This window comes from Vibrio sp. S9_S30, assembly GCF_014694455.1.
GTDB lineage: Bacteria > Pseudomonadota > Gammaproteobacteria > Enterobacterales > Vibrionaceae > Vibrio.
On record NZ_JAAUWT010000013.1, the window covers coordinates 67225 to 85760 of the forward strand.

At 46.3% G+C, this 18536-nt stretch carries 20 protein-coding genes; 12 read left to right on the forward strand and 8 right to left on the reverse strand.

Features of this window, described 5'->3' with window-relative positions; translation table 11 throughout:
* Positions 1 to 261: 261 nt before the first annotated feature.
* The gene (gene metJ / locus HC752_RS15955; RefSeq protein ID WP_190336162.1) at positions 262 to 582 is read left to right on the forward strand and encodes a met regulon transcriptional regulator MetJ; all 321 of its coding nucleotides are present in this window, start codon (positions 262 to 264) and stop codon (positions 580 to 582) included.
* Positions 583 to 727: 145 nt separating this feature from the next.
* Here metJ and HC752_RS15960 read toward each other — a convergent pair whose 3' ends face one another.
* Positions 728 to 1987: a malic enzyme-like NAD(P)-binding protein gene (locus HC752_RS15960; protein ID WP_190336163.1), complete on the reverse strand. Its 1260-nt coding sequence runs from the start codon at positions 1985 to 1987 to the stop codon at positions 728 to 730.
* Between the two features lie 267 nt (positions 1988 to 2254).
* The gene (gene rpmE, locus HC752_RS15965) at positions 2255 to 2470 is read right to left on the reverse strand and encodes a 50S ribosomal protein L31 (protein ID WP_190336164.1); all 216 of its coding nucleotides are present in this window, start codon (positions 2468 to 2470) and stop codon (positions 2255 to 2257) included.
* A gap of 303 nt (positions 2471 to 2773) precedes the next feature.
* Here rpmE and priA point away from each other — a divergent pair, with 303 nt between their 5' ends.
* The 7 genes from priA (at position 2774) to rraA (ending at position 10546) form a co-directional block, all read left to right on the forward strand.
* A complete protein-coding gene (gene priA, locus HC752_RS15970) occupies positions 2774 to 4975 on the forward strand; it encodes a primosomal protein N' (protein ID WP_190336165.1) in 2202 nt (733 codons plus the stop codon).
* Positions 4976 to 5247: 272 nt separating this feature from the next.
* Positions 5248 to 6252: a DNA-binding transcriptional regulator CytR gene (gene cytR / locus HC752_RS15975; protein ID WP_190336166.1), complete on the forward strand. Its 1005-nt coding sequence runs from the start codon at positions 5248 to 5250 to the stop codon at positions 6250 to 6252.
* Positions 6253 to 6362: 110 nt separating this feature from the next.
* Complete coding sequence (locus HC752_RS15980; protein ID WP_190336167.1) at positions 6363 to 6899, forward strand: SPOR domain-containing protein; 537 nt, start codon at positions 6363 to 6365, stop codon at positions 6897 to 6899.
* A gap of 111 nt (positions 6900 to 7010) precedes the next feature.
* Positions 7011 to 7547, forward strand: a complete 537-nt coding sequence (hslV, locus tag HC752_RS15985) for an ATP-dependent protease subunit HslV (protein ID WP_190336168.1) — start codon at positions 7011 to 7013, stop codon at positions 7545 to 7547.
* Positions 7548 to 7560: 13 nt separating this feature from the next.
* The gene (hslU, locus tag HC752_RS15990) at positions 7561 to 8892 is read left to right on the forward strand and encodes an HslU--HslV peptidase ATPase subunit (protein ID WP_190336169.1); all 1332 of its coding nucleotides are present in this window, start codon (positions 7561 to 7563) and stop codon (positions 8890 to 8892) included.
* A gap of 130 nt (positions 8893 to 9022) precedes the next feature.
* Positions 9023 to 9940: a 1,4-dihydroxy-2-naphthoate polyprenyltransferase gene (locus HC752_RS15995; protein WP_190336170.1), complete on the forward strand. Its 918-nt coding sequence runs from the start codon at positions 9023 to 9025 to the stop codon at positions 9938 to 9940.
* A gap of 78 nt (positions 9941 to 10018) precedes the next feature.
* Positions 10019 to 10546, forward strand: coding sequence for a ribonuclease E activity regulator RraA (rraA, locus tag HC752_RS16000; RefSeq protein WP_190336171.1), 528 nt, complete (start codon positions 10019 to 10021; stop codon positions 10544 to 10546).
* A gap of 221 nt (positions 10547 to 10767) precedes the next feature.
* On the opposite strand, the gene zapB is transcribed toward rraA, so the two are convergent.
* Positions 10768 to 11010: a cell division protein ZapB gene (gene zapB, locus HC752_RS16005; RefSeq protein ID WP_190336172.1), complete on the reverse strand. Its 243-nt coding sequence runs from the start codon at positions 11008 to 11010 to the stop codon at positions 10768 to 10770.
* Between the two features lie 307 nt (positions 11011 to 11317).
* Here zapB and glpX point away from each other — a divergent pair, with 307 nt between their 5' ends.
* The 3 genes from glpX to HC752_RS16020 all read left to right on the forward strand — a co-directional run bounded on the left by glpX (position 11318) and on the right by HC752_RS16020 (position 13611).
* On the forward strand, positions 11318 to 12325 hold the full coding sequence (gene glpX, locus HC752_RS16010) for a class II fructose-bisphosphatase (protein WP_190336173.1): 1008 nt from the start codon (positions 11318 to 11320) through the stop codon (positions 12323 to 12325).
* 159 nt (positions 12326 to 12484) lie between these two features.
* Positions 12485 to 13102 carry a helix-turn-helix transcriptional regulator gene (locus tag HC752_RS16015; protein ID WP_190336174.1) on the forward strand — a complete coding sequence of 206 codons (618 nt, stop codon included), beginning with the start codon at positions 12485 to 12487 and terminating at the stop codon, positions 13100 to 13102.
* 179 nt (positions 13103 to 13281) lie between these two features.
* The gene (locus HC752_RS16020) at positions 13282 to 13611 is read left to right on the forward strand and encodes a DUF3135 domain-containing protein (RefSeq protein ID WP_190336175.1); all 330 of its coding nucleotides are present in this window, start codon (positions 13282 to 13284) and stop codon (positions 13609 to 13611) included.
* Between the two features lie 128 nt (positions 13612 to 13739).
* Here HC752_RS16020 and HC752_RS16025 read toward each other — a convergent pair whose 3' ends face one another.
* Both HC752_RS16025 and HC752_RS16030 read right to left on the reverse strand, forming a co-directional pair.
* Positions 13740 to 14168: a DUF805 domain-containing protein gene (locus HC752_RS16025; protein ID WP_190336176.1), complete on the reverse strand. Its 429-nt coding sequence runs from the start codon at positions 14166 to 14168 to the stop codon at positions 13740 to 13742.
* A 17-nt stretch (positions 14169 to 14185) separates the two neighbouring features.
* Positions 14186 to 14533, reverse strand: a complete 348-nt coding sequence (locus tag HC752_RS16030) for a 5-carboxymethyl-2-hydroxymuconate Delta-isomerase (RefSeq protein ID WP_190336177.1) — start codon at positions 14531 to 14533, stop codon at positions 14186 to 14188.
* Positions 14534 to 14779: 246 nt separating this feature from the next.
* On the opposite strand from HC752_RS16030, the gene tpiA reads away from it, so the two are divergent.
* Positions 14780 to 15550 (forward strand): triose-phosphate isomerase, encoded by a 771-nt coding sequence (tpiA, locus tag HC752_RS16035; RefSeq protein WP_190336178.1) that lies wholly within the window; start codon positions 14780 to 14782, stop codon positions 15548 to 15550.
* 255 nt (positions 15551 to 15805) lie between these two features.
* Here tpiA and HC752_RS16040 read toward each other — a convergent pair whose 3' ends face one another.
* The 3 genes from HC752_RS16040 to gpsA form a co-directional block, all read right to left on the reverse strand.
* Complete coding sequence (locus HC752_RS16040; RefSeq protein WP_190336179.1) at positions 15806 to 16399, reverse strand: DUF2913 family protein; 594 nt, start codon at positions 16397 to 16399, stop codon at positions 15806 to 15808.
* Between the two features lie 121 nt (positions 16400 to 16520).
* Positions 16521 to 17342, reverse strand: coding sequence for a serine O-acetyltransferase (gene cysE, locus HC752_RS16045; protein ID WP_190336180.1), 822 nt, complete (start codon positions 17340 to 17342; stop codon positions 16521 to 16523).
* Positions 17343 to 17463: 121 nt separating this feature from the next.
* Positions 17464 to 18513: an NAD(P)H-dependent glycerol-3-phosphate dehydrogenase gene (gpsA, locus tag HC752_RS16050; protein WP_190336181.1), complete on the reverse strand. Its 1050-nt coding sequence runs from the start codon at positions 18511 to 18513 to the stop codon at positions 17464 to 17466.
* Positions 18514 to 18536: the final 23 nt, after the last annotated feature.

The following is an 18536-nucleotide window of genomic DNA, read 5'->3' on the forward strand; positions in this document are numbered from 1 at the left end:
TCTGTTATACCAATTACACACGCGGGTTAACATGCATGTAACGTATTTTAACGGAGAGAGTCACGCTTAATAAGCCGTACTTTAACGCTCTCACTTTAGGACGTCAACACTTCCAGACGTCTATATGTCTTTGCTTGTGGCAGTAAAAGTCGCTAAAATTGCATCTTAATGAACGGCTAAGTCACTAAAACACATGAAAACCGTTTTCTGTGCGGAGTAGAGTAGCCATATAACTTAGATAAATATAATTGAAGGTGCGCAATGGCAGACTGGAATGGCGAGTACATCAGCCCCTATGCTGAGCATGGTAAGAAAAGCGAACAAGTAAAAAAAATTACAGTATCGATTCCGTTAAAAGTCCTTAAGGTCCTTACAGACGAAAGAACACGCCGCCAAATTAACAATCTGCGTCACGCCACCAACAGCGAACTGCTTTGTGAAGCTTTTTTACACGCTTATACCGGCCAGCCGTTACCAACAGATGAAGATTTGCGAAAAGATCGCCCTGACGACATCCCGAGTGAAGTGAAAAAAATCATGACGGAAATGGGGATCGAATACGAAGCCTACGACGAAGAATAGAAAAAGGGGATGGAATGAACTATCCCCTTTTTCATTTATTTTCAACAAGCCATTTGGCGATGAACTTGCTTGCCCTCCTGCGGGGCTGGGTTTCACGCGGGGGTGCTTTCTCTATTGCCTTGATTGATCGACTGCATTGATTTATCTACTGCATATAGTTTTCAGGCATTTCAATGCGAGCAACCCCTGAATCAATAGCAGCTTGCGCCACCGCTTTTGCGACTCGTGGGAGCAAACGAGCATCCATAGGCTTAGGGATGATATAACCCGATCCAAACTCTAATTCTGAGACGCCGGCTGCTTTTTTCACTTCTTCTGGTACTGGCTCTTTTGCTAACTGTCGAATAGCATCCACCGCCGCGAGTTTCATTTCATCATTGATTTCACTGGCGCGAACATCCAAAGCACCTCGGAAAAGAAATGGGAAACAAATAACATTGTTGACCTGATTTGGGTAGTCACTTCGACCAGTCCCCATGATCAAATCATCGCGAACTTGATGTGCCAACTCTGGTTTGATCTCTGGATCTGGGTTAGAACACGCAAAAACGACTGGTTTATCCGCCATTAATTTTAGCGCTTCAGCAGGCAATAAATCGGGACCAGATACCCCCAAGAACAGGTCGGCACCTTCAATGACATCTTCCAGTGTGCGCTTATCCGTGTTGTTTGCAAATAATTGCTTATATTCATTAAGGTCATTGCGACGAGTATGAATGACCCCTTTGCGATCCAACATGTAAATTTTTTCACGTTGTGCACCACACTTTATCAGCAATTCCATGCAAGCTACGGCGGCGGCCCCCGCACCTAAACAAACAATCGTCGCGTCTTCAAGTTTCTTACCTTGAAGTTCAATAGCATTCAACATGCCCGCTGCGGTCACAATGGCTGTACCATGTTGATCATCATGAAAAACGGGCACATCACAACGCTCAATTAAGCGCTGTTCAATTTCAAAGCAATCCGGAGCTTTAATGTCCTCTAGATTGATGCCACCAAAAGTATCCGCAATGTTGGCGACAGTATCTACAAATTCGTCAATCGTACGATGCTTCACTTCGATATCAATAGAGTCCAGACCGGCAAAACGTTTAAACAGAAGAGACTTACCTTCCATCACAGGTTTCGACGCAAGGGGGCCTAGGTTACCCAGCCCAAGGATAGCTGTACCGTTAGAAATCACAGCCACCATGTTACCTTTGGCTGTGTACTTATAAACATTATCGGCATTTTGTGCGATCTCTCGTACAGGTTCTGCTACACCAGGGCTGTAAGCCAGCGCAAGATCTTCCACCGTATTGGCAGGCTTGGTGAGTTCGACGGAAATTTTACCGGGAGTAGGTTGCGCGTGATAATCCAGAGCTTGTTGGCGAAAATCTTGTTGGCTATTGTCTTCGGACATGTGGGGACGTTCCAATTATTGTTTTGGGGTTAGGTAAAAGGTGTTTCTTACATTATGAGTTGAAGCCGACCGCAAATATAATATCGACTCGATCATTATACTAAAGTATGACTTGCAATCTTCATAGATTACTAAAGTAAAAGAGAAGTCATTTTGAAAGAGCTAAGACCACTTAACCGAGAGCTAAATCAAGAAACCGTGATTTCATGAACGAAAAAAGGACGCCAAGGCGTCCTTTCAAATTTGGTCAGTATTACGAGTTCGTAATTACTTGCTGCTAAGAGCACCAAAACGCTTGTTGAAGCGATCAACACGGCCGCCTGTATCAACGATACGCTGCTTACCTGTGTAGAACGGATGACATTTGTCACATACGTCTAGGTGGATAGATTCTTTGTTTAGAGTTGTTTTGAACTCAAAAGTGTTGCCACAAGAACATGTTGCTGCAACCGCTTTGTATTCTGGGTGAATACCTACTTTCATGGGATAACCTCAAATTGGGCCGTGTCGCCATCCGAATCTATGCCGGACACCACACGTAGTTTCAGATAAATCGATGCGGTCTGACCACATCATCAAGGCGCAGTATATTAATGAAACATTAGGGAAGGATCAACCTATTTGATAGTTTTTTCGCCAACTATTTTCGCTTAAAAGGCAACTTGCCTCCCGTTACCCTATGGGTAAGCAAATCTGGGAACCCGCCAGATTGGATGGATAGGTTACTTAGCCAATCTTACTCGGTTATACTCACCTCATTCCTATCCGGTTCTTTATAACAGATTTATGCGCCCTTCTATTGCCAGAGTCGCTTTGCCCGTACCATTGGACAAGCAATTTGATTACCTTGTTGCCCCTCATCAGTTTCCAGTGATTGGAGGACGCGTAAGTGTGCCTTTTGGCAGGCAAACCTTGGTTGGTATTGTCACAGAGCTCGTAAGCCAGTCTGAGTTTCCCGTTCATCAACTCAAAGGCATCAAAAAAGTACTGGATGAATCACCAGTTTGGCAAAGTTCCCTCTATTCTCTCTTACAATGGTGCAGCCAGTTTTACCTGTATCCGTTAGGCGACACATTGGCGAATGCCATGCCAACTTTGTTAAGGAAAGGCAAGCCTGCTGACTTTAGTACCTTAAAAGAATGGGCTATTACTCACTCTGGTAAAGATCAGATCATGAGCGGGTTTGGTCGAGCCGTCCAACAAGCCAAAGCAATGCACCTCGTCGCCAATGGCACCGTTCCCCACCAAATGATGCTCGACAATGACATATCCGGTCAAGTCTTGAAAACCTTGTTAGAGAAGGGCTGGATAGAGCAGATAGACCGCAAACCTATTGCCATAGACTGGACGAAGCAAGTAGAAAACACTGAAGAAAAACCAACACTCAACGAAGAGCAATCTGTCGCCATTGCCGCCGTGAACAGCCATCACGATTTTGGCTGTTTTCTGTTAGAAGGGGTCACCGGTTCAGGGAAAACCGAAGTTTATTTGAATATGATTAAACCGGTTCTAGACAAGGGGAGACAGGCACTGGTTTTGGTGCCAGAGATTGGCTTAACCCCTCAAACCATCAATCGATTCAAACGCCGATTTAATGTCCCCGTAGAAGTCATTCATTCAGGATTAAACGACACCGAGCGTCTGAATGCTTGGTTAGCGGCACGCGATAAACACGCAGGCATTGTCATCGGTACTCGCTCGGCATTACTGACGCCGTTTGCAGACCTTGGCATCATTATTGTTGATGAAGAGCACGACGCCTCATACAAACAGCAAGACAGTTTGCGTTATCACGCCAGAGATGTTGCCGTGATGCGGGCAGCTAAAGAAAAAATCCCTGTCATTTTAGGCAGTGCCACTCCCGCCCTCGAAACACTCCATAATGCGCTGAATGGTAAGTACCACCACTTAACGTTAACTCACCGCGCTGGCGCCGCAATGCCAACGACCAATAAAGTGCTCGACGTTAAAGGGGTATACCTCGAGAGTGGCTTGTCTGCCCCACTGATTGCGGACATGCGTAAACACTTAACGGCTGGTAACCAAGTCATGCTGTTCCTCAATCGCCGAGGTTACTCACCCGCCCTCATGTGCCATGAATGTGGTTGGATTGCCGAATGCCATCGTTGTGATGCGTATTACACATTTCACCAAAATAGCAGGGAGATGCGATGCCACCACTGTGGTGCTCAGCACCCCGTATTGCATCAGTGCCAAGGCTGTGGTTCGACACAACTGGTTTCCGTTGGTGTTGGTACAGAACAGCTAGAAGAGCAACTTGCCAGCTTATTTCCCGAGTTTAAGGTCATTCGCATAGACAGAGACAGCACCCGACGCAAGGGCAGTTTAGAAAGTGCCTTAAAGTCCATTCGAAACAATGAATATCAAATCCTTATTGGTACGCAAATGCTGGCGAAAGGTCACCACTTTCCAGACGTCACGCTCGTCGCACTTATCGATGTCGACAGCTCATTGTATAGCAGTGACTTTCGAGCATCAGAAAGGCTGGCACAGCTCTTTACTCAAGTATCAGGACGAGCAGGGCGAGCCAGTAAAGCCGGTGAAGTTATCTTACAGACCCATCACCCTGAACATCCACTACTGCAAGCGCTTCTTCATAAAGGCTATGGGCATTTTGCTCAAACGGCACTTGAAGAAAGAAAACTTGCCTTACTTCCCCCCTACGCTTTCCTTACCTTATTTCGCGCCGAAGCAAATCATGAGGAAACCGGCGAACAATTCTTAAGGCAAGTTCGGCAAACCATTGAATCCAACCCTATTATTAACAACGAGTGCATGGTGTTAGGGCCAATGCCAGCACCACTAGCAAGGCGAGCAGGTAAGTCACGCTGGCAGCTAATATTGAGAGCCCCATCACGTTCTTTGATGCAGAAATTATTATACAGCTCAAAAGTCGCCATCGATGCGCTCCCATTGGCCAAAAAAGTGCGCTGGACAACCGATATTGAACCCCAAGATCTTAGCTAAAAAATAAAATCTCTGTAAATTGATGTGATGTCAGTTCTGTTACTCAACGGTATTTTGTTGCTTGTGTGAGAAAATGAATATGATCCTATGTGATTGGTGTCACGCCACATATGTAAAATTTGTTAATCTGCCCGTAAATTAATCTTAATTTAGAGCATAAAATATCCAATAAAAAGTTGCTCACGTCAGCGTTAGATAAAATCTTATAAATGCTATTACAGCCATGAAAAATAAAGAGGACAACTTACTATGGCGACAATGAAGGATTTACTATGGCGACAATGAAGGATGTTGCCCAGTTAGCAGGAGTTTCGACTGCAACCGTATCACGAGCTCTGATGAACCCTGAAAAGGTCTCATCAACTACCCGTAAACGTGTAGAGAGTGCCGTTTTGGAAGCTGGTTATTCACCGAATTCACTGGCAAGAAACTTACGACGTAATGAATCCAAAACGATCGTTGCAATTGTACCCGACATCTGTGATTCCTATTTCACTGAAATCATCCGTGGTATTGAAGATGTAGCTGTGGAAAATGGGTACCTCGTACTGTTGGGGGACAGTGGTCAGCAAAAGAAACGAGAAAGCTCGTTGGTTAACTTGGTTTTCACGAAACAGGCCGATGGCATGCTGCTCTTAGGTACGCACTTGCCATTCGACGTCAGCAAGCCGGAACAAAAGAACCTGCCACCACTCGTGATGGCTTGTGAATTTGCGCCGGAACTGGAATTGCCGACGGTGCATATCGATAATCTGACATCGTCTTTCGAGGCGGTCAACTACCTGACGCAAATGGGTCACTCCAAAATTGCTCAGATATCAGGACCAGATGATGCTGCCCTATGTCAGTTTAGAAACCAAGGGTATCAACAAGCTCTGAGAAGAGCCGGCATTACGATGAACCCCACTTATAAAGAGATGGGAGATTTCACCTTTGAATCGGGTCATAAGGCGATCACTAAATTGCTTTCATTACCCGAGCCACCGACCGCGGTATTCTGTCATAACGATGCCATGGCGATTGGGGCCATCAAAGGAGCAAAAGCCGCAGGATTAAAAGTACCTCAAGATTTATCCGTCGTAGGCTTCGATGATATTCAGTTCGCTGAATTCTGCGATCCTCCACTGACGACCATCACTCAGCCACGCTATGAGATTGGTCGACAAGCGATGCTAATGTTGCTTGAAATCTTAAAAGGTCGTGATGTTCATGCGGGTTCACGCTTGCTGGAAACACACTTAAAAATCCGAGAAAGCGCAGCGCCACCGAGAAACTAACGCCTCGAAAATGGACTCGCCTGCAAGCTTTTCACTGGTAACACTGGTTTTCCAGATCCATTCTGGATTACCATGTTACCCGTTTTTTATTGACTGCAAGCTGTTAGACCGTGGCAAATAAAGATTACGTAAGAAGAGGGCGTGGGCAAAAGAAGCCTACCAAAAAGCAAACATCCAACAAAAAGCCGTGGAAAGCTGGTCTTATCGCCATTTTACTTGCTGGCGGGTTTGGTTATGTGCTTTATATGCTCAGCCTAGATCCAGAACCACCCCAATCTCAGGTGATTCAGAAACCGAAACAACCAGTGAGCAAACCTAAACCGCTGCCACCACCACCGGAAGAAAAGTGGGAGTACGTCGATTCACTTCCAAAGCGTGAAGTACAAGTCGAAGCCAAAGAGCAAGTGGTATCAGATGTTCCATACATAATGCAGTGCGGCGCATACAAAACACTTGAACAGGCAGAAGCACGCAAGGTTGACATAGCCTTTCAAGGCATTAGCAGCAAAATCCGTAAAAAAGAAGACAGCAGCTGGTACCGTGTTGTGCTTGGACCGTATACTAAAAAACGCGATGCCGAGCGTGATCGTCACAAGCTTCAACGCGCCAAAATAGAGCCCTGCGCCATTTGGAAAGAGTCGCAATAGAGCACCGCGTTCAACATTAAATTCGCAAGGGAGCCGTTTGGCTCCCTTGTTTTTTTCTCTGCTGCCCTCATATCCGATTTATATTGCGAGCGAATTAAAAGGTTAATAAAAGTGACTACTATCGTATCTGTACGCCGAAATAATAAAGTCGTCATCGCTGGAGACGGTCAAGTCTCGTTGGGTAACACGGTCATGAAAGGCAACGCAAAGAAAGTGCGCCGCCTCTACAATAATAAAGTATTGGCTGGATTTGCTGGCGGTACTGCTGATGCTTTCACTCTTTTCGAAAGGTTTGAAAGCAAGCTGCAAATGCATCAAGGTCATCTCACAAAAGCAGCCGTAGAACTGGCAAAAGACTGGCGCAGTGACCGCGCACTAAGAAAACTTGAAGCTCTACTCGCCGTAGCGGATGAAACAGCCTCGCTGATCATCACGGGTAATGGTGATGTGGTCCAACCTGAAAACGATCTCATCGCCATAGGTTCTGGTGGCAACTTTGCTCAGGCCGCGGCCACGGCTCTACTCGAAAATACAGAGTTGGATGCCCGTGAAATCGCTGAGAAATCACTGACCATTGCTGGCGATATCTGCGTATTCACCAACCATCATCATACCATTGAAGAACTCGACACCGCGGCGCAAGAATAATAAGGATTACCCTATGTCTGAAATGACACCTAGAGAAATTGTTCACGAATTAAATCGTCATATCATCGGTCAAGACAAAGCCAAGCGCGCTGTCGCGATTGCCCTGCGTAACCGCTGGCGTCGAATGCAACTCGAAGAAAGTTTGCGTGCAGAAGTCACGCCGAAGAACATCTTAATGATTGGTCCAACAGGTGTGGGTAAAACGGAAATTGCTCGCCGTTTGGCGAAGTTAGCCAATGCCCCCTTTATAAAAGTAGAGGCAACAAAATTCACCGAAGTGGGCTATGTCGGCAAAGAAGTCGATACCATTATTCGTGATTTGACTGATGTCGCGATCAAGATGACTCACCAACAAGCGATGGAAAAAGTCAAATTCCGCGCTGAAGAACAAGCTGAAGAACGCATTCTGGACGCGTTACTTCCTCCGCCACGTGAAGGCTGGGGTTCAAGCGAAAACACCGAAGACAAATCCAATACTCGTCAGATTTTCCGCAAAAAACTGCGTGAAGGGAAATTGGACGACAAAGAGATCAACATTGAAGTAGCCGCGCCTCAAATGGGTGTGGAAATCATGGCACCTCCAGGCATGGAAGAAATGACCAACCAACTTCAAGGCATGTTCCAAAACCTGGCTGGCGATACCAAGAAAAGCCGTAAGATGAAAATCAAAGACGCGTTCAAAGCTCTGGCTGAAGAAGAAGCGGCAAAACTCGTCAACCAAGAAGAGCTGAAAGAACAAGCCATTTATAATGTAGAGAATAATGGCATTGTATTCATCGATGAAATTGACAAAATCTGTAAACGTGGGGAGAGCTCTGGTCCTGATGTGTCTCGCGAAGGTGTTCAACGTGATCTGCTTCCTTTGATTGAAGGCAGTACAGTATCAACCAAGCACGGCATGGTAAAAACCGACCATATTCTGTTCGTTGCCTCCGGTGCATTCCAAGTCGCGAAGCCATCCGATCTGATCCCAGAGCTGCAAGGTCGCCTGCCTATTCGTGTCGAGCTGGAAGCCCTAACAAGCGATGACTTCAAACGTATCCTGACCGAGCCTAAAGCTTCACTGACTGAGCAATACTCAGCCCTAATGGCCACAGAGTCTGTCGACGTTAACTTCACGGAAGAAGGGGTTTTACAAATCGCAGAAGCAGCATGGCAAGTCAACGAAACCACGGAAAATATCGGTGCTCGACGCTTGCATACGGTGATGGAGCGTTTGATGGAAGAGATCTCATTTGAAGCCACCGAAAAAGGAGGAAGTTCGTTGACGATAGATTCCGACTACGTGCAATCCAAGCTCGGTGAATTTGTAGAAAATGAAGACCTAAGCCGCTTTATTCTATAAGAACCAAATGATTCTATAAGCATTTCATATTTGATATAAAACAAGCCCGTCGCACTTAGGCGGGCTTTTTGTATTCCCCCAACTAAGTCGTTGTTATACTGGATGCAAATCGAGCAACGATGTGCGAAGCATGAGACAATCATTAAACGTATGGCTGGCCGCCGCTCGCCCTAAAACATTACCTTTAGCCTTTGCCTCTATCGCAACAGGCAGTAGCTTAGCTTTATTCAATGGCCACTTTTCTCTTCCAGTGATGCTATTGGCTTTGCTGACTGCGATTCTTTTACAGGTGCTCTCCAACTTAGCCAATGATTATGGTGACGCTTTAAAAGGCACTGACAATCAAGATAGAATCGGGCCCGTCCGTACGATGCAATCGGGGGCCGTCACCGAAGCAACCATGAAAAGTGCCATTCTCATCAATATTGCCATCACGATACTGTCTGGACTCGCTCTCATTTTTTATGCCCTGCAATCCCCCACCAGTATCGCCGCCTTTCTGGCACTCGGACTGCTCGCCATTGTGGCTGCCATTGCCTATACCGTTGGTAACAAACCCTATGGCTATATTGGCCTGGGGGACCTGTCCGTGTTCATCTTCTTCGGGCTTCTTGGCGTTGCGGGCACTTTCTTTCTTCATACTGGGTTTATTGATGCCACCATTTTCTTGCCCTCAATAGGTTGTGGGCTGTTGGCCGTTGCCGTCCTTAACATCAATAATATGAGAGACATCGACAATGATGCCGCGTGTGGAAAGCGAACCATGGCGGTTCGCCTTGGAGCCGAACGTGCCAAACGCTACCACATGCTACTGTTAACTGGCGGCATAGCCCCTTTCATTGTTTTTTTGGCGTTACAAAATACAGCGTTAGCTTGGTGGTTAAGTATGTTGCTGGCCGTAACCCTAGTGGTAAATCATGGTCGAGCAGTACTGGCGGCGACCTCCCCAACCGAACTGGCACCCATGATGCCCGTCATTGTTAAATGTGCCTTGATAACTAACCTCTTATTCTCAATCGTGATCACGGGTCAAACTCTGATGACATAATTGAGCCTTGTCATTGCAATGACTTCCGAGGCATATATACTCGAATACAGAACTGTGTAACAGAAGACGACCTTGCTTATGGAATACAACACCTCAGCACTATGTGATATCTACTTGGATCAAGTCGATGTAGTGGAACCTATGTTCAGTAATTTTGGTGGCAGTGCCTCGTTCGCGGGTCAGCTTATAACCGTAAAATGCTTTGAAGATAACGGTTTAATACGAACGGTACTAGAACAAGACGGTGTAGGCAGAGTCTTACTCATCGACGGAGGCGGCTCACTACGCCGTGCTTTAATCGATGCGGATCTGGCGTCCTTAGCAGAAGAAAATGAATGGGAAGGCATTGTCGTTTACGGATGCGTTCGTGAAGTCGATGAACTCGAAGACATGAATATCGGCATTCAAGCGCTCGCTTCCATCCCAGTAGGCGCTGCGCAGCAAAGCATCGGTGAAATCGATGTTGCGGTTAATTTTGGTGGCGTGACTTTCCTTCCAGAAGATTACCTCTACGCAGACAATACAGGCATTATCATCTCCCAAGAGCCACTCGATTCCGATTTAGAAAGCGAAGATGAAGAAGAGGACTTCTCAGAAGAAGAATAAACACTATCTTCTCCTTACTCATACCAAAAAAGCAGCCATCGGCTGCTTTTTTTACATTGTTAGGTCTAAATCTACGCAAGTTGATCTTTCAACCTACCAACCAGAAATCAATGTCTAAGTACCGCTCCTATTTTTAGAACTAAGAAGAAGCGCGCAATTTACAAATGTAAATGAGCACTTCTGACAACGCTATAAAATCATGGGGCAAACTTAGGCGTGATTTACTCTACGTCGTCCATCTTTCCTAAAAGATTACGAATACGCTCTTGCCAAGCAGCGTGCTCTTCACGCATCTTCATGTTCTGCGATTCTAGCTCTTCACGGTTACTTTTCAGTACGTTTGCTTCAGAACTCAATTGAGCGTTTTGCTCTTTCAATTCTTCCACTTCCATTTGTAGAAGTGCGATAGTATCAACTGCGGTTTGGATTTTTACTTCTAGCTGCTCTAGGACTTCTAAAGACATGTTAGTCACCTGTTTATTTTGATTCGGTCTGCGTGAATGAAAGTTCACAAATTACCCCACATTCTACTCAGCATCTTTGATAGACACACGTTCAAAATTGGTGATCTATGCTCAGTTGGTTAAAAAAAAATCGATATTTAACCAAATCTTGACGTTCGCTAATCATCTCAACCATATTGACCATTAAAAATTGATGCTGGGCAAGCGACGCGGGATTTCCAAGGCAAAATCGCAAACGTTTGAATAGGGCTATGATAGAATCGCCGCCAATTCTTTCTCTATTTTTTGTCTGGTATCTGGAGTCCACATGAAACGCGATTTGGCGATGGCATTTTCCCGAGTAACTGAAGGCGCCGCACTGGCTGGCTATAAATGGCTAGGTCGAGGCGACAAAAACGCTGCTGATGGTGCCGCTGTTGAAGTCATGCGTGCCCTTCTCAATAAAACCGATATCTCTGGTGAGATTGTCATTGGAGAAGGCGAGATTGATGATGCTCCAATGCTTTACATTGGTGAACATGTAGGTGTTGGCGGTGACGCCGTTGATATTGCCGTAGACCCCATCGAGGGGACTCGTATGACCGCCATGGGGCAATCTAATGCACTCGCAGTATTGGCGGCGGGTGAAAAAGGCAGCTTCTTGAAAGCACCGGACATGTACATGGAAAAATTGGTCGTGGGACCTAGCGCAAAAGGCGCGATAGATTTAAACAAACCTTTAGCCGAAAACCTAGTCAACATCGCTGCCGCTTTAGGGAAAACACTGGATACGTTGACGGTAACGACACTCGCCAAACCTCGTCACGACGCCGTAATTACAGAAATGCAGCAAATGGGTGTCCGCGTATTTGCCGTGCCAGATGGCGATGTTGCTGCATCCATTTTAACGTGCATGCCAAATAGCGAAGTGGACGTGATGTACTGCATTGGTGGCGCACCGGAAGGTGTGGTGTCCGCTGCGGTTATTCGTGCCTTGGATGGCGACATGCAGGGGCGCTTACTGCCTCGTCACGAAGTTAAAGGGGACACGCCGGAAAATCGTGCTCATGGTGAAAAGGAATTAGAACGCTGCAAAGCAATGGGCGTTACCGCTGGTCTCGTTTTACGCATGGAAGACATGGCACGCAGCGACAATGTCGTCTTCTCCGCAACAGGCATTACTAAAGGCGATCTGCTCGAGGGCATCTCACGCCAGGGGAACATTGCTGTAACAGAGACGTTATTAATTCGCGGTCGTTGTCGTACGATTCGCCGCATTCAGTCTACCCATTATCTTGACCGGAAAGATGATGAAATTCGCGACTTTATTCTGTAAGCGATAATCTATTTATCATTAGCGCAGCCCTTTATAGGCTGCGCTTTTTGTTTTTAGCCTATTATTTCCTAGGGCAACAAAGCGACACAGGATTAATCAAGAGTTTGCTTTATTAACCTCATACCTCATAATAGTTATCAAGCTAGAGGTAAGGACAACATGAAAACCACTGATCGGATTCTGAATAAAATCAAACGTGAAGGCGCCATCACAGCCAAAAAACTTTCACAAGATTTATCCATGACAACGATGGGCGCACGCCAGCATCTTCAGAGTCTAGAGGACGATGGGTTCTTAGATTTTGATGATATCAAGGCGAAAGTCGGGCGCCCGACACGCCATTGGTCACTTACCGATAAAGGTCATGCACAGTTTTTTGATGGTCATAGCGACCTGACGATCAATATGATTGATGCCGTGGAATCAGTGTTTGGCAAAGAAGGGATGGAAAAAGTCGCCGCAGAACGTGAAGCAACCACACTTCGACAATACCAAGCCGCCATGGCACATTGTAAGACATTGGAAGAAAAGCTAAACGTGCTTACTGAGCTCCGCGATCGTGAAGGTTATATGGTTGAACTGCTTAAAAACGAGCAAGGATTTGCACTCATCGAAAATCATTGCCCTATTTGCCGAGCGGCAAAACGGTGTCCTCATCTCTGCTTATCTGAACTGAATGTCTTTCGTAAGCTTTTAGGAAAAGAATGTTCAGTAACACGAACCGAGCACATCATTCAGGGAAAGCGTCGCTGCAGTTACCAAATCATCCCCCAGTAATTTCCCAATTGCATCAAAAACTTACGCCGAAGGCTCAATTTATCACAAAGAAATAAGCTCATATTTGCATATATTAATAATGAGACAGAGTGGTAATTGAGCAATTGAAGTACATTTTTTGAGCTGATTTTATCGTATGCTCTGATCATGTGCTGTAACAAAGAAGTAGGAGGGTGCAGATGGGACGCGCTCAATATGATCAAACTTTACCTCCATTTGAGGAGCTTGTCGCTCTGGCTCAGGATGACCCAGAAGCATTTAATCAATTTCGACAGAAGATGTGTGATGAGATGATCACCTGCGCATCGACCGAAATGCAGCCTCGCTTGCGGGCACAACAAACTCACATCGAACGAGTCATCGACCGATGTAAAAACCCAAACCATGCCAACGTAGCACTAATGAACGAGCTCACCACTCAAATTGGTAAATTCCAAAATGCTTTGTATGGCGATGTCTATAAGGAATCCGCCGATATTGTTCCATTCAACTTAGAACGAAAACAATAACGAGGTGCACCCAAGCAACGCCTGCTGAATTCAGCATTTGAAGCTCATTGGAGTATAAAACACAAAACGGACCGCCTTGGGTCCGTTTGTCGTTTAGCTCTGCACTATCACAATAGGTAGGATTTGGCTTATTTGAGTGGAGGGGCACCATATTGGTTTTCGTCGTCGTCGCCTTTCAGCAAGCCACATTCCACAAAAATCCATAATCCCGCCACCAACGCCAAGATAGACGCGATCATTTCAAGCGGTGATGTTTGGATTTCAACCCCTGGCGCGGCAACAGGGACCAGTACGCGACCAGCAATCACCGGAATATGCAAGGCGAGCCAGTACACAGATTTTCCTCTATCGTGCCAGCGTTTAGCGGTTATCGCCAAGTCAGGGAAAAGCATGAACGCTAAGAAGACAATAGCAATCACGTTCCCTAAGTCTGGAAATAATGCCCCCACTCCGAAGCTAAACCCAATAACAATAAGATAATAGAACGCATTCCAGATCCAGAAAACCTGACGCCCAATACGCCCGTGAAAAGAAAACAAATACTGCTTCATCGACATCTTTTACTTACCTTCGCTCAATTGAGCACTTTTTGAAAACATTTGGTGTCCATCTCACGGACATTAATGGTCAAGCTATGAACCTCGCTGGCTTGCTGCTGCAATGTCTCCATCAACTGACGCGACAACGCGCGCTTTTGTTCTTCGGTTCTACCGCACAATAACTCAAATGTAATGTGAATAAAATCCACCGAATCTTCTTGGTCGCCCACCAACCAATGGTGGCAACGCAGCGCTCGAGACTTTACTGAAGATACGTCGAATAAACCACTGCTGATCGCCACTTGATGTAACTCTTCCAACAACAACTGCACATTCACGCGCTCATCGACCGAATTCGAATACTCCATCACCAAGTTAGGCATTGCTCGTCCTTATTCATCTTTTCCGTGATTGGGCTTAACATACAGGAAATTAAACGCCTTAGCGCAGCCCAACCATGAAATTGCCTGCCTGATCACTGGATTTTATCTTGTTGACAACACCATCAGATCTAACCTTACAACCAGATCACGGAAAGACATGACGCCAGTCATGATTTAGCCGTATTAATCTGTTATATTCTTCCGCAATCACGTTTATTTTTTACATTAATTAATGGAGATATTCCTATGCGTCGTCCTGTAGTGATGGGTAACTGGAAACTGAATGGCAGCAAATCAATGGTCACTGAACTGCTCAATGGCCTGAATGCTGAACTTGAAGGCGTAACTGGTGTAGACGTTGCCGTTGCTCCACCTGCACTTTACATCGACCTAGCTGAGCGTCTAATCAAAGAAGGCGGCAACAAAATCATCTTGGGCGCGCAAAACACAGATGTAAACAACAGCGGCGCATTCACAGGTGACACTTCTCCTGAAATGTTAAAAGATTTCGGTGCGACTCACATCATCATCGGTCACTCTGAGCGTCGTGAATACCACGCTGAGTCTGATGAGTTTGTTGCTAAGAAGTTCGCGTTCCTTAAAGAAAACGGTCTAAAGCCAGTATTCTGTATCGGTGAGTCTGAAGCTCAAAACGAAGCAGGCGAAACGGAAGCCGTCTGCGCTCGCCAAATCAACGCCGTGATCGACGCTTACGGTGTCGAAGCACTGAATGGTGCAATCATCGCTTACGAACCAATCTGGGCGATCGGCACAGGTAAAGCAGCCACAGCAGACGATGCACAGCGTATTCACGCTTCTATCCGTGCACTTATCGCCGAAAAAGATGCGGCAGTCGCTGAGCAAGTGATCATCCAATACGGTGGTTCTGTTAAGCCAGAAAACGCAGCGTCTTACTTCGCACAGCCAGACATCGATGGCGCGCTAGTGGGCGGTGCCTCTCTAGACCCTAAAGGTTTCGTCGCTATCGCTAAAGCCGCAGCTGAAGCAAAAGCGTAATTCTGATTGTCCAGAATACCTAAAAAAGACCAGCCTCGGCTGGTCTTTTTGTTTTCAGGTACTGGTCTTTCTCAGCACCCGGTTTATTGCCGGACGAACGCGACCAACGTGTCGTAGTGGATGCGATAAAAATAGCGAGACGTATCGGGCAACACCAATGCCTTTACCATCATGATTGCAGAGAAAGCAGCCGATAGAATTTGGGAAGATAACTGCCGCTAGAAATGCCAAGCAATAGAAAGCACTTGACGACGATTAGCTTTCAGCTTTGGCAGACAGAAGAATACGAATAAAACTGTCGTCTTCGTACTCCACTTCGTAATCAAATTGACCATTGGCGTAGATACTGCCAAGAAACGTGTGTCGATGCGTTAAATGACCTCGAAACAGCATCGGAATAGACGTTTGAAGCTGATTGGCGTCGTTAAAATGCGCATTGAGATCCCGAGATAACACTGCGACAAGGTTGCCGTTTTTATTGTGGTCCAGATCCAGCGCTTCAGGTGTGGACAACACCACTGTCGTTCCCAGTTTTTTCTCAATCTCGTTCACTAACAATAAGTAGCCATCAAGATGCGGGTAGCCAGGTCTCCCATCTTCCCCCATCACCAAACCTTCCAAAAACCGCTCAAGATTAGAGCTGGAATGCTTGCTTAAGTTAACAAACAATTTTATTTGCTTACGGATCGACTTGTACTTATTGAGCTTTAACTTGGGTTTAAACCAGCGGATGAGAACATCGTTTTTCGCCAGTGTGCCCGCGACAACACGTGGCTTTAGCTGGATTTGAAATTGAAGATGCAATAGCGCATGCAGAGCAAGTGTTTTAAATAATTGGGAGTGTTCCATTTAACCGACGTTATTGATTTTATAATTAGAATTCTGGAGCTTAAGATAAAAATCTAAGCCGCTTGAACGTATCAAACCACTTGGGCGATGATTACTCAAGTGGTCTTTTTCATTACATTGGCTAAATGCCATCTCCGCCAATGAACGTTTGAGATTTTCCGTTGAACTGTTGGTCCATATCGAGAGAAGGCTTGTCACTTTTGGGTCTACCCACAACTTTAGCGGGTACGCCTGCCACGGTCGTGTGCTCCGGAACGGGCTGAAGAACAACCGAGCCAGAACCAATCTTAGCTCCTTCACCGACTTCAATATTACCCAAAATTTTTGACCCCGCACCAATCATAACACCCTCACGAATTTTCGGGTGGCGATCGCCACTTTCTTTACCTGTACCACCCAATGTAACGTCCTGAAGTATGGAAACATCATTCTCTACCACCGCCGTTTCACCGATAACGATACCTGTTGCGTGGTCAAGCATAATGCCTCTTCCGATTCTGGCCGCAGGGTGAATGTCTACCTGACACGCAACGGATATTTGGTTTTGCAAGTATGTGGCCAATGCCACTCTACCCTGCTTCCAAAGCCAGTTCGCCACGCGATAGCCTTGCAGAGCGTGAAACCCTTTAAGATAGAGAAGTGGCATGGAATACATAGCAACGGCGGGGTCGCGGTTGACCGTTGCACAAATATCACAGGCGGCTGAAGCGGTAAGTTCTGGATCGGAATTAAATGCCTGCTCCACCACTTCACGCACTCCCATGGCTGGCATCGAAGTCGTTTTCAGCTTGTTGGCGAGAATGTAACTCAGTGCCGCACCCAAACTGTCGTGGTTTATGATAGTGGCGTAATAAAAACTCGCCAGCATCGGCTCTTGCTCTGATAGTTCACGTGCTTCACGGACTATCGTCTCCCAGACCTTTTGTTTTTCACATAGATTCATTGTGGTATTCCAATCATCCTTGAAATAGATGTCTTATCTCTGCAAAGTGTCACTAAGCAAAGTATAACGAAGTAAAGCGCAACGCCGTTTTATGCTTCAGTCGTTTTATGCTTCAGTCACTTTATGCTTCTGCTTTTTTGTCACGCGCCAGCAAATCTTGCGCTGCCATGCGGGCGTCCTTTCCTTGATACAATACTTGATAGATTTGTTCAACTATTGGCATTTCAACCCCCATTCGTTCCGACAATAACCAGACTTCCTTGGTGTTGCGATAACCTTCCACCACCTGACCGATTTCCTCTTGTGCGGTATCAACGTTTTTCCCCTGCCCAAGCGCAAGACCAAATCGACGATTTCGTGATTGGTTATCGGTACAGGTTAGAACCAGATCGCCCAACCCAGCCATGCCCATGAACGTCTCTGGCTGCGCTCCTAAAGCGGCACCTAGGCGAGTCATTTCCGCCAACCCACGGGTAATCAACGCAGTACGGGCGTTCGCACCGAATCCAATGCCATCCGACATGCCCGCCCCTATCGCGATAACATTTTTCACGGCACCACCAAGCTGCATACCTATAAAATCACTGTTGGCGTAGACACGGAATGTCTTGCTGCAATGGATTTTCTCCTGCAAATCTTTCACAAACTCGCGGTCTGGAGAAGCCACTGAGATGGCGGTTGGCATTCCTTTCGCTAGCTCTTTTGCAAAGGTGGGGCCAGACAACACCGCCAAAGCATAATCCTCGCCTAACTTCTCTTGCGCGACATCTTTCAGTAAGCGCCCTGTTTCGGGCTCTAACCCTTTAGTTGCCCAGCAGATGCGTGAATCGGCTCTTAAGAAAGGTTTCATGTTTTGCAAAACAATGCCAAATACATGGCTAGGCACCACCACCAGCAAATCTCGGCTCGCTTGTACGGCTTTTTCTAGGTCGTCTTCAATGATCAGGGAAGGTGGAAAATCCACGTCTGGCAAAAACTCATGATTTGCTCGGTTCGATTCAAGACGCGCCATATGTTCTGGCTCGTGCCCCCAAAGAATGACATTCGCTCCATTGCGAGCCAAAGAAATCGCCAGCGAGGTTCCATAAGATCCTGCCCCAATGACCGTCATGGCGATGTCTTTGCCATAGCTAATATTGGTACTGTTTGAGTTGGCTGAAGAGTGTGTCATCGTTTCACCTGATACGTGTCGTG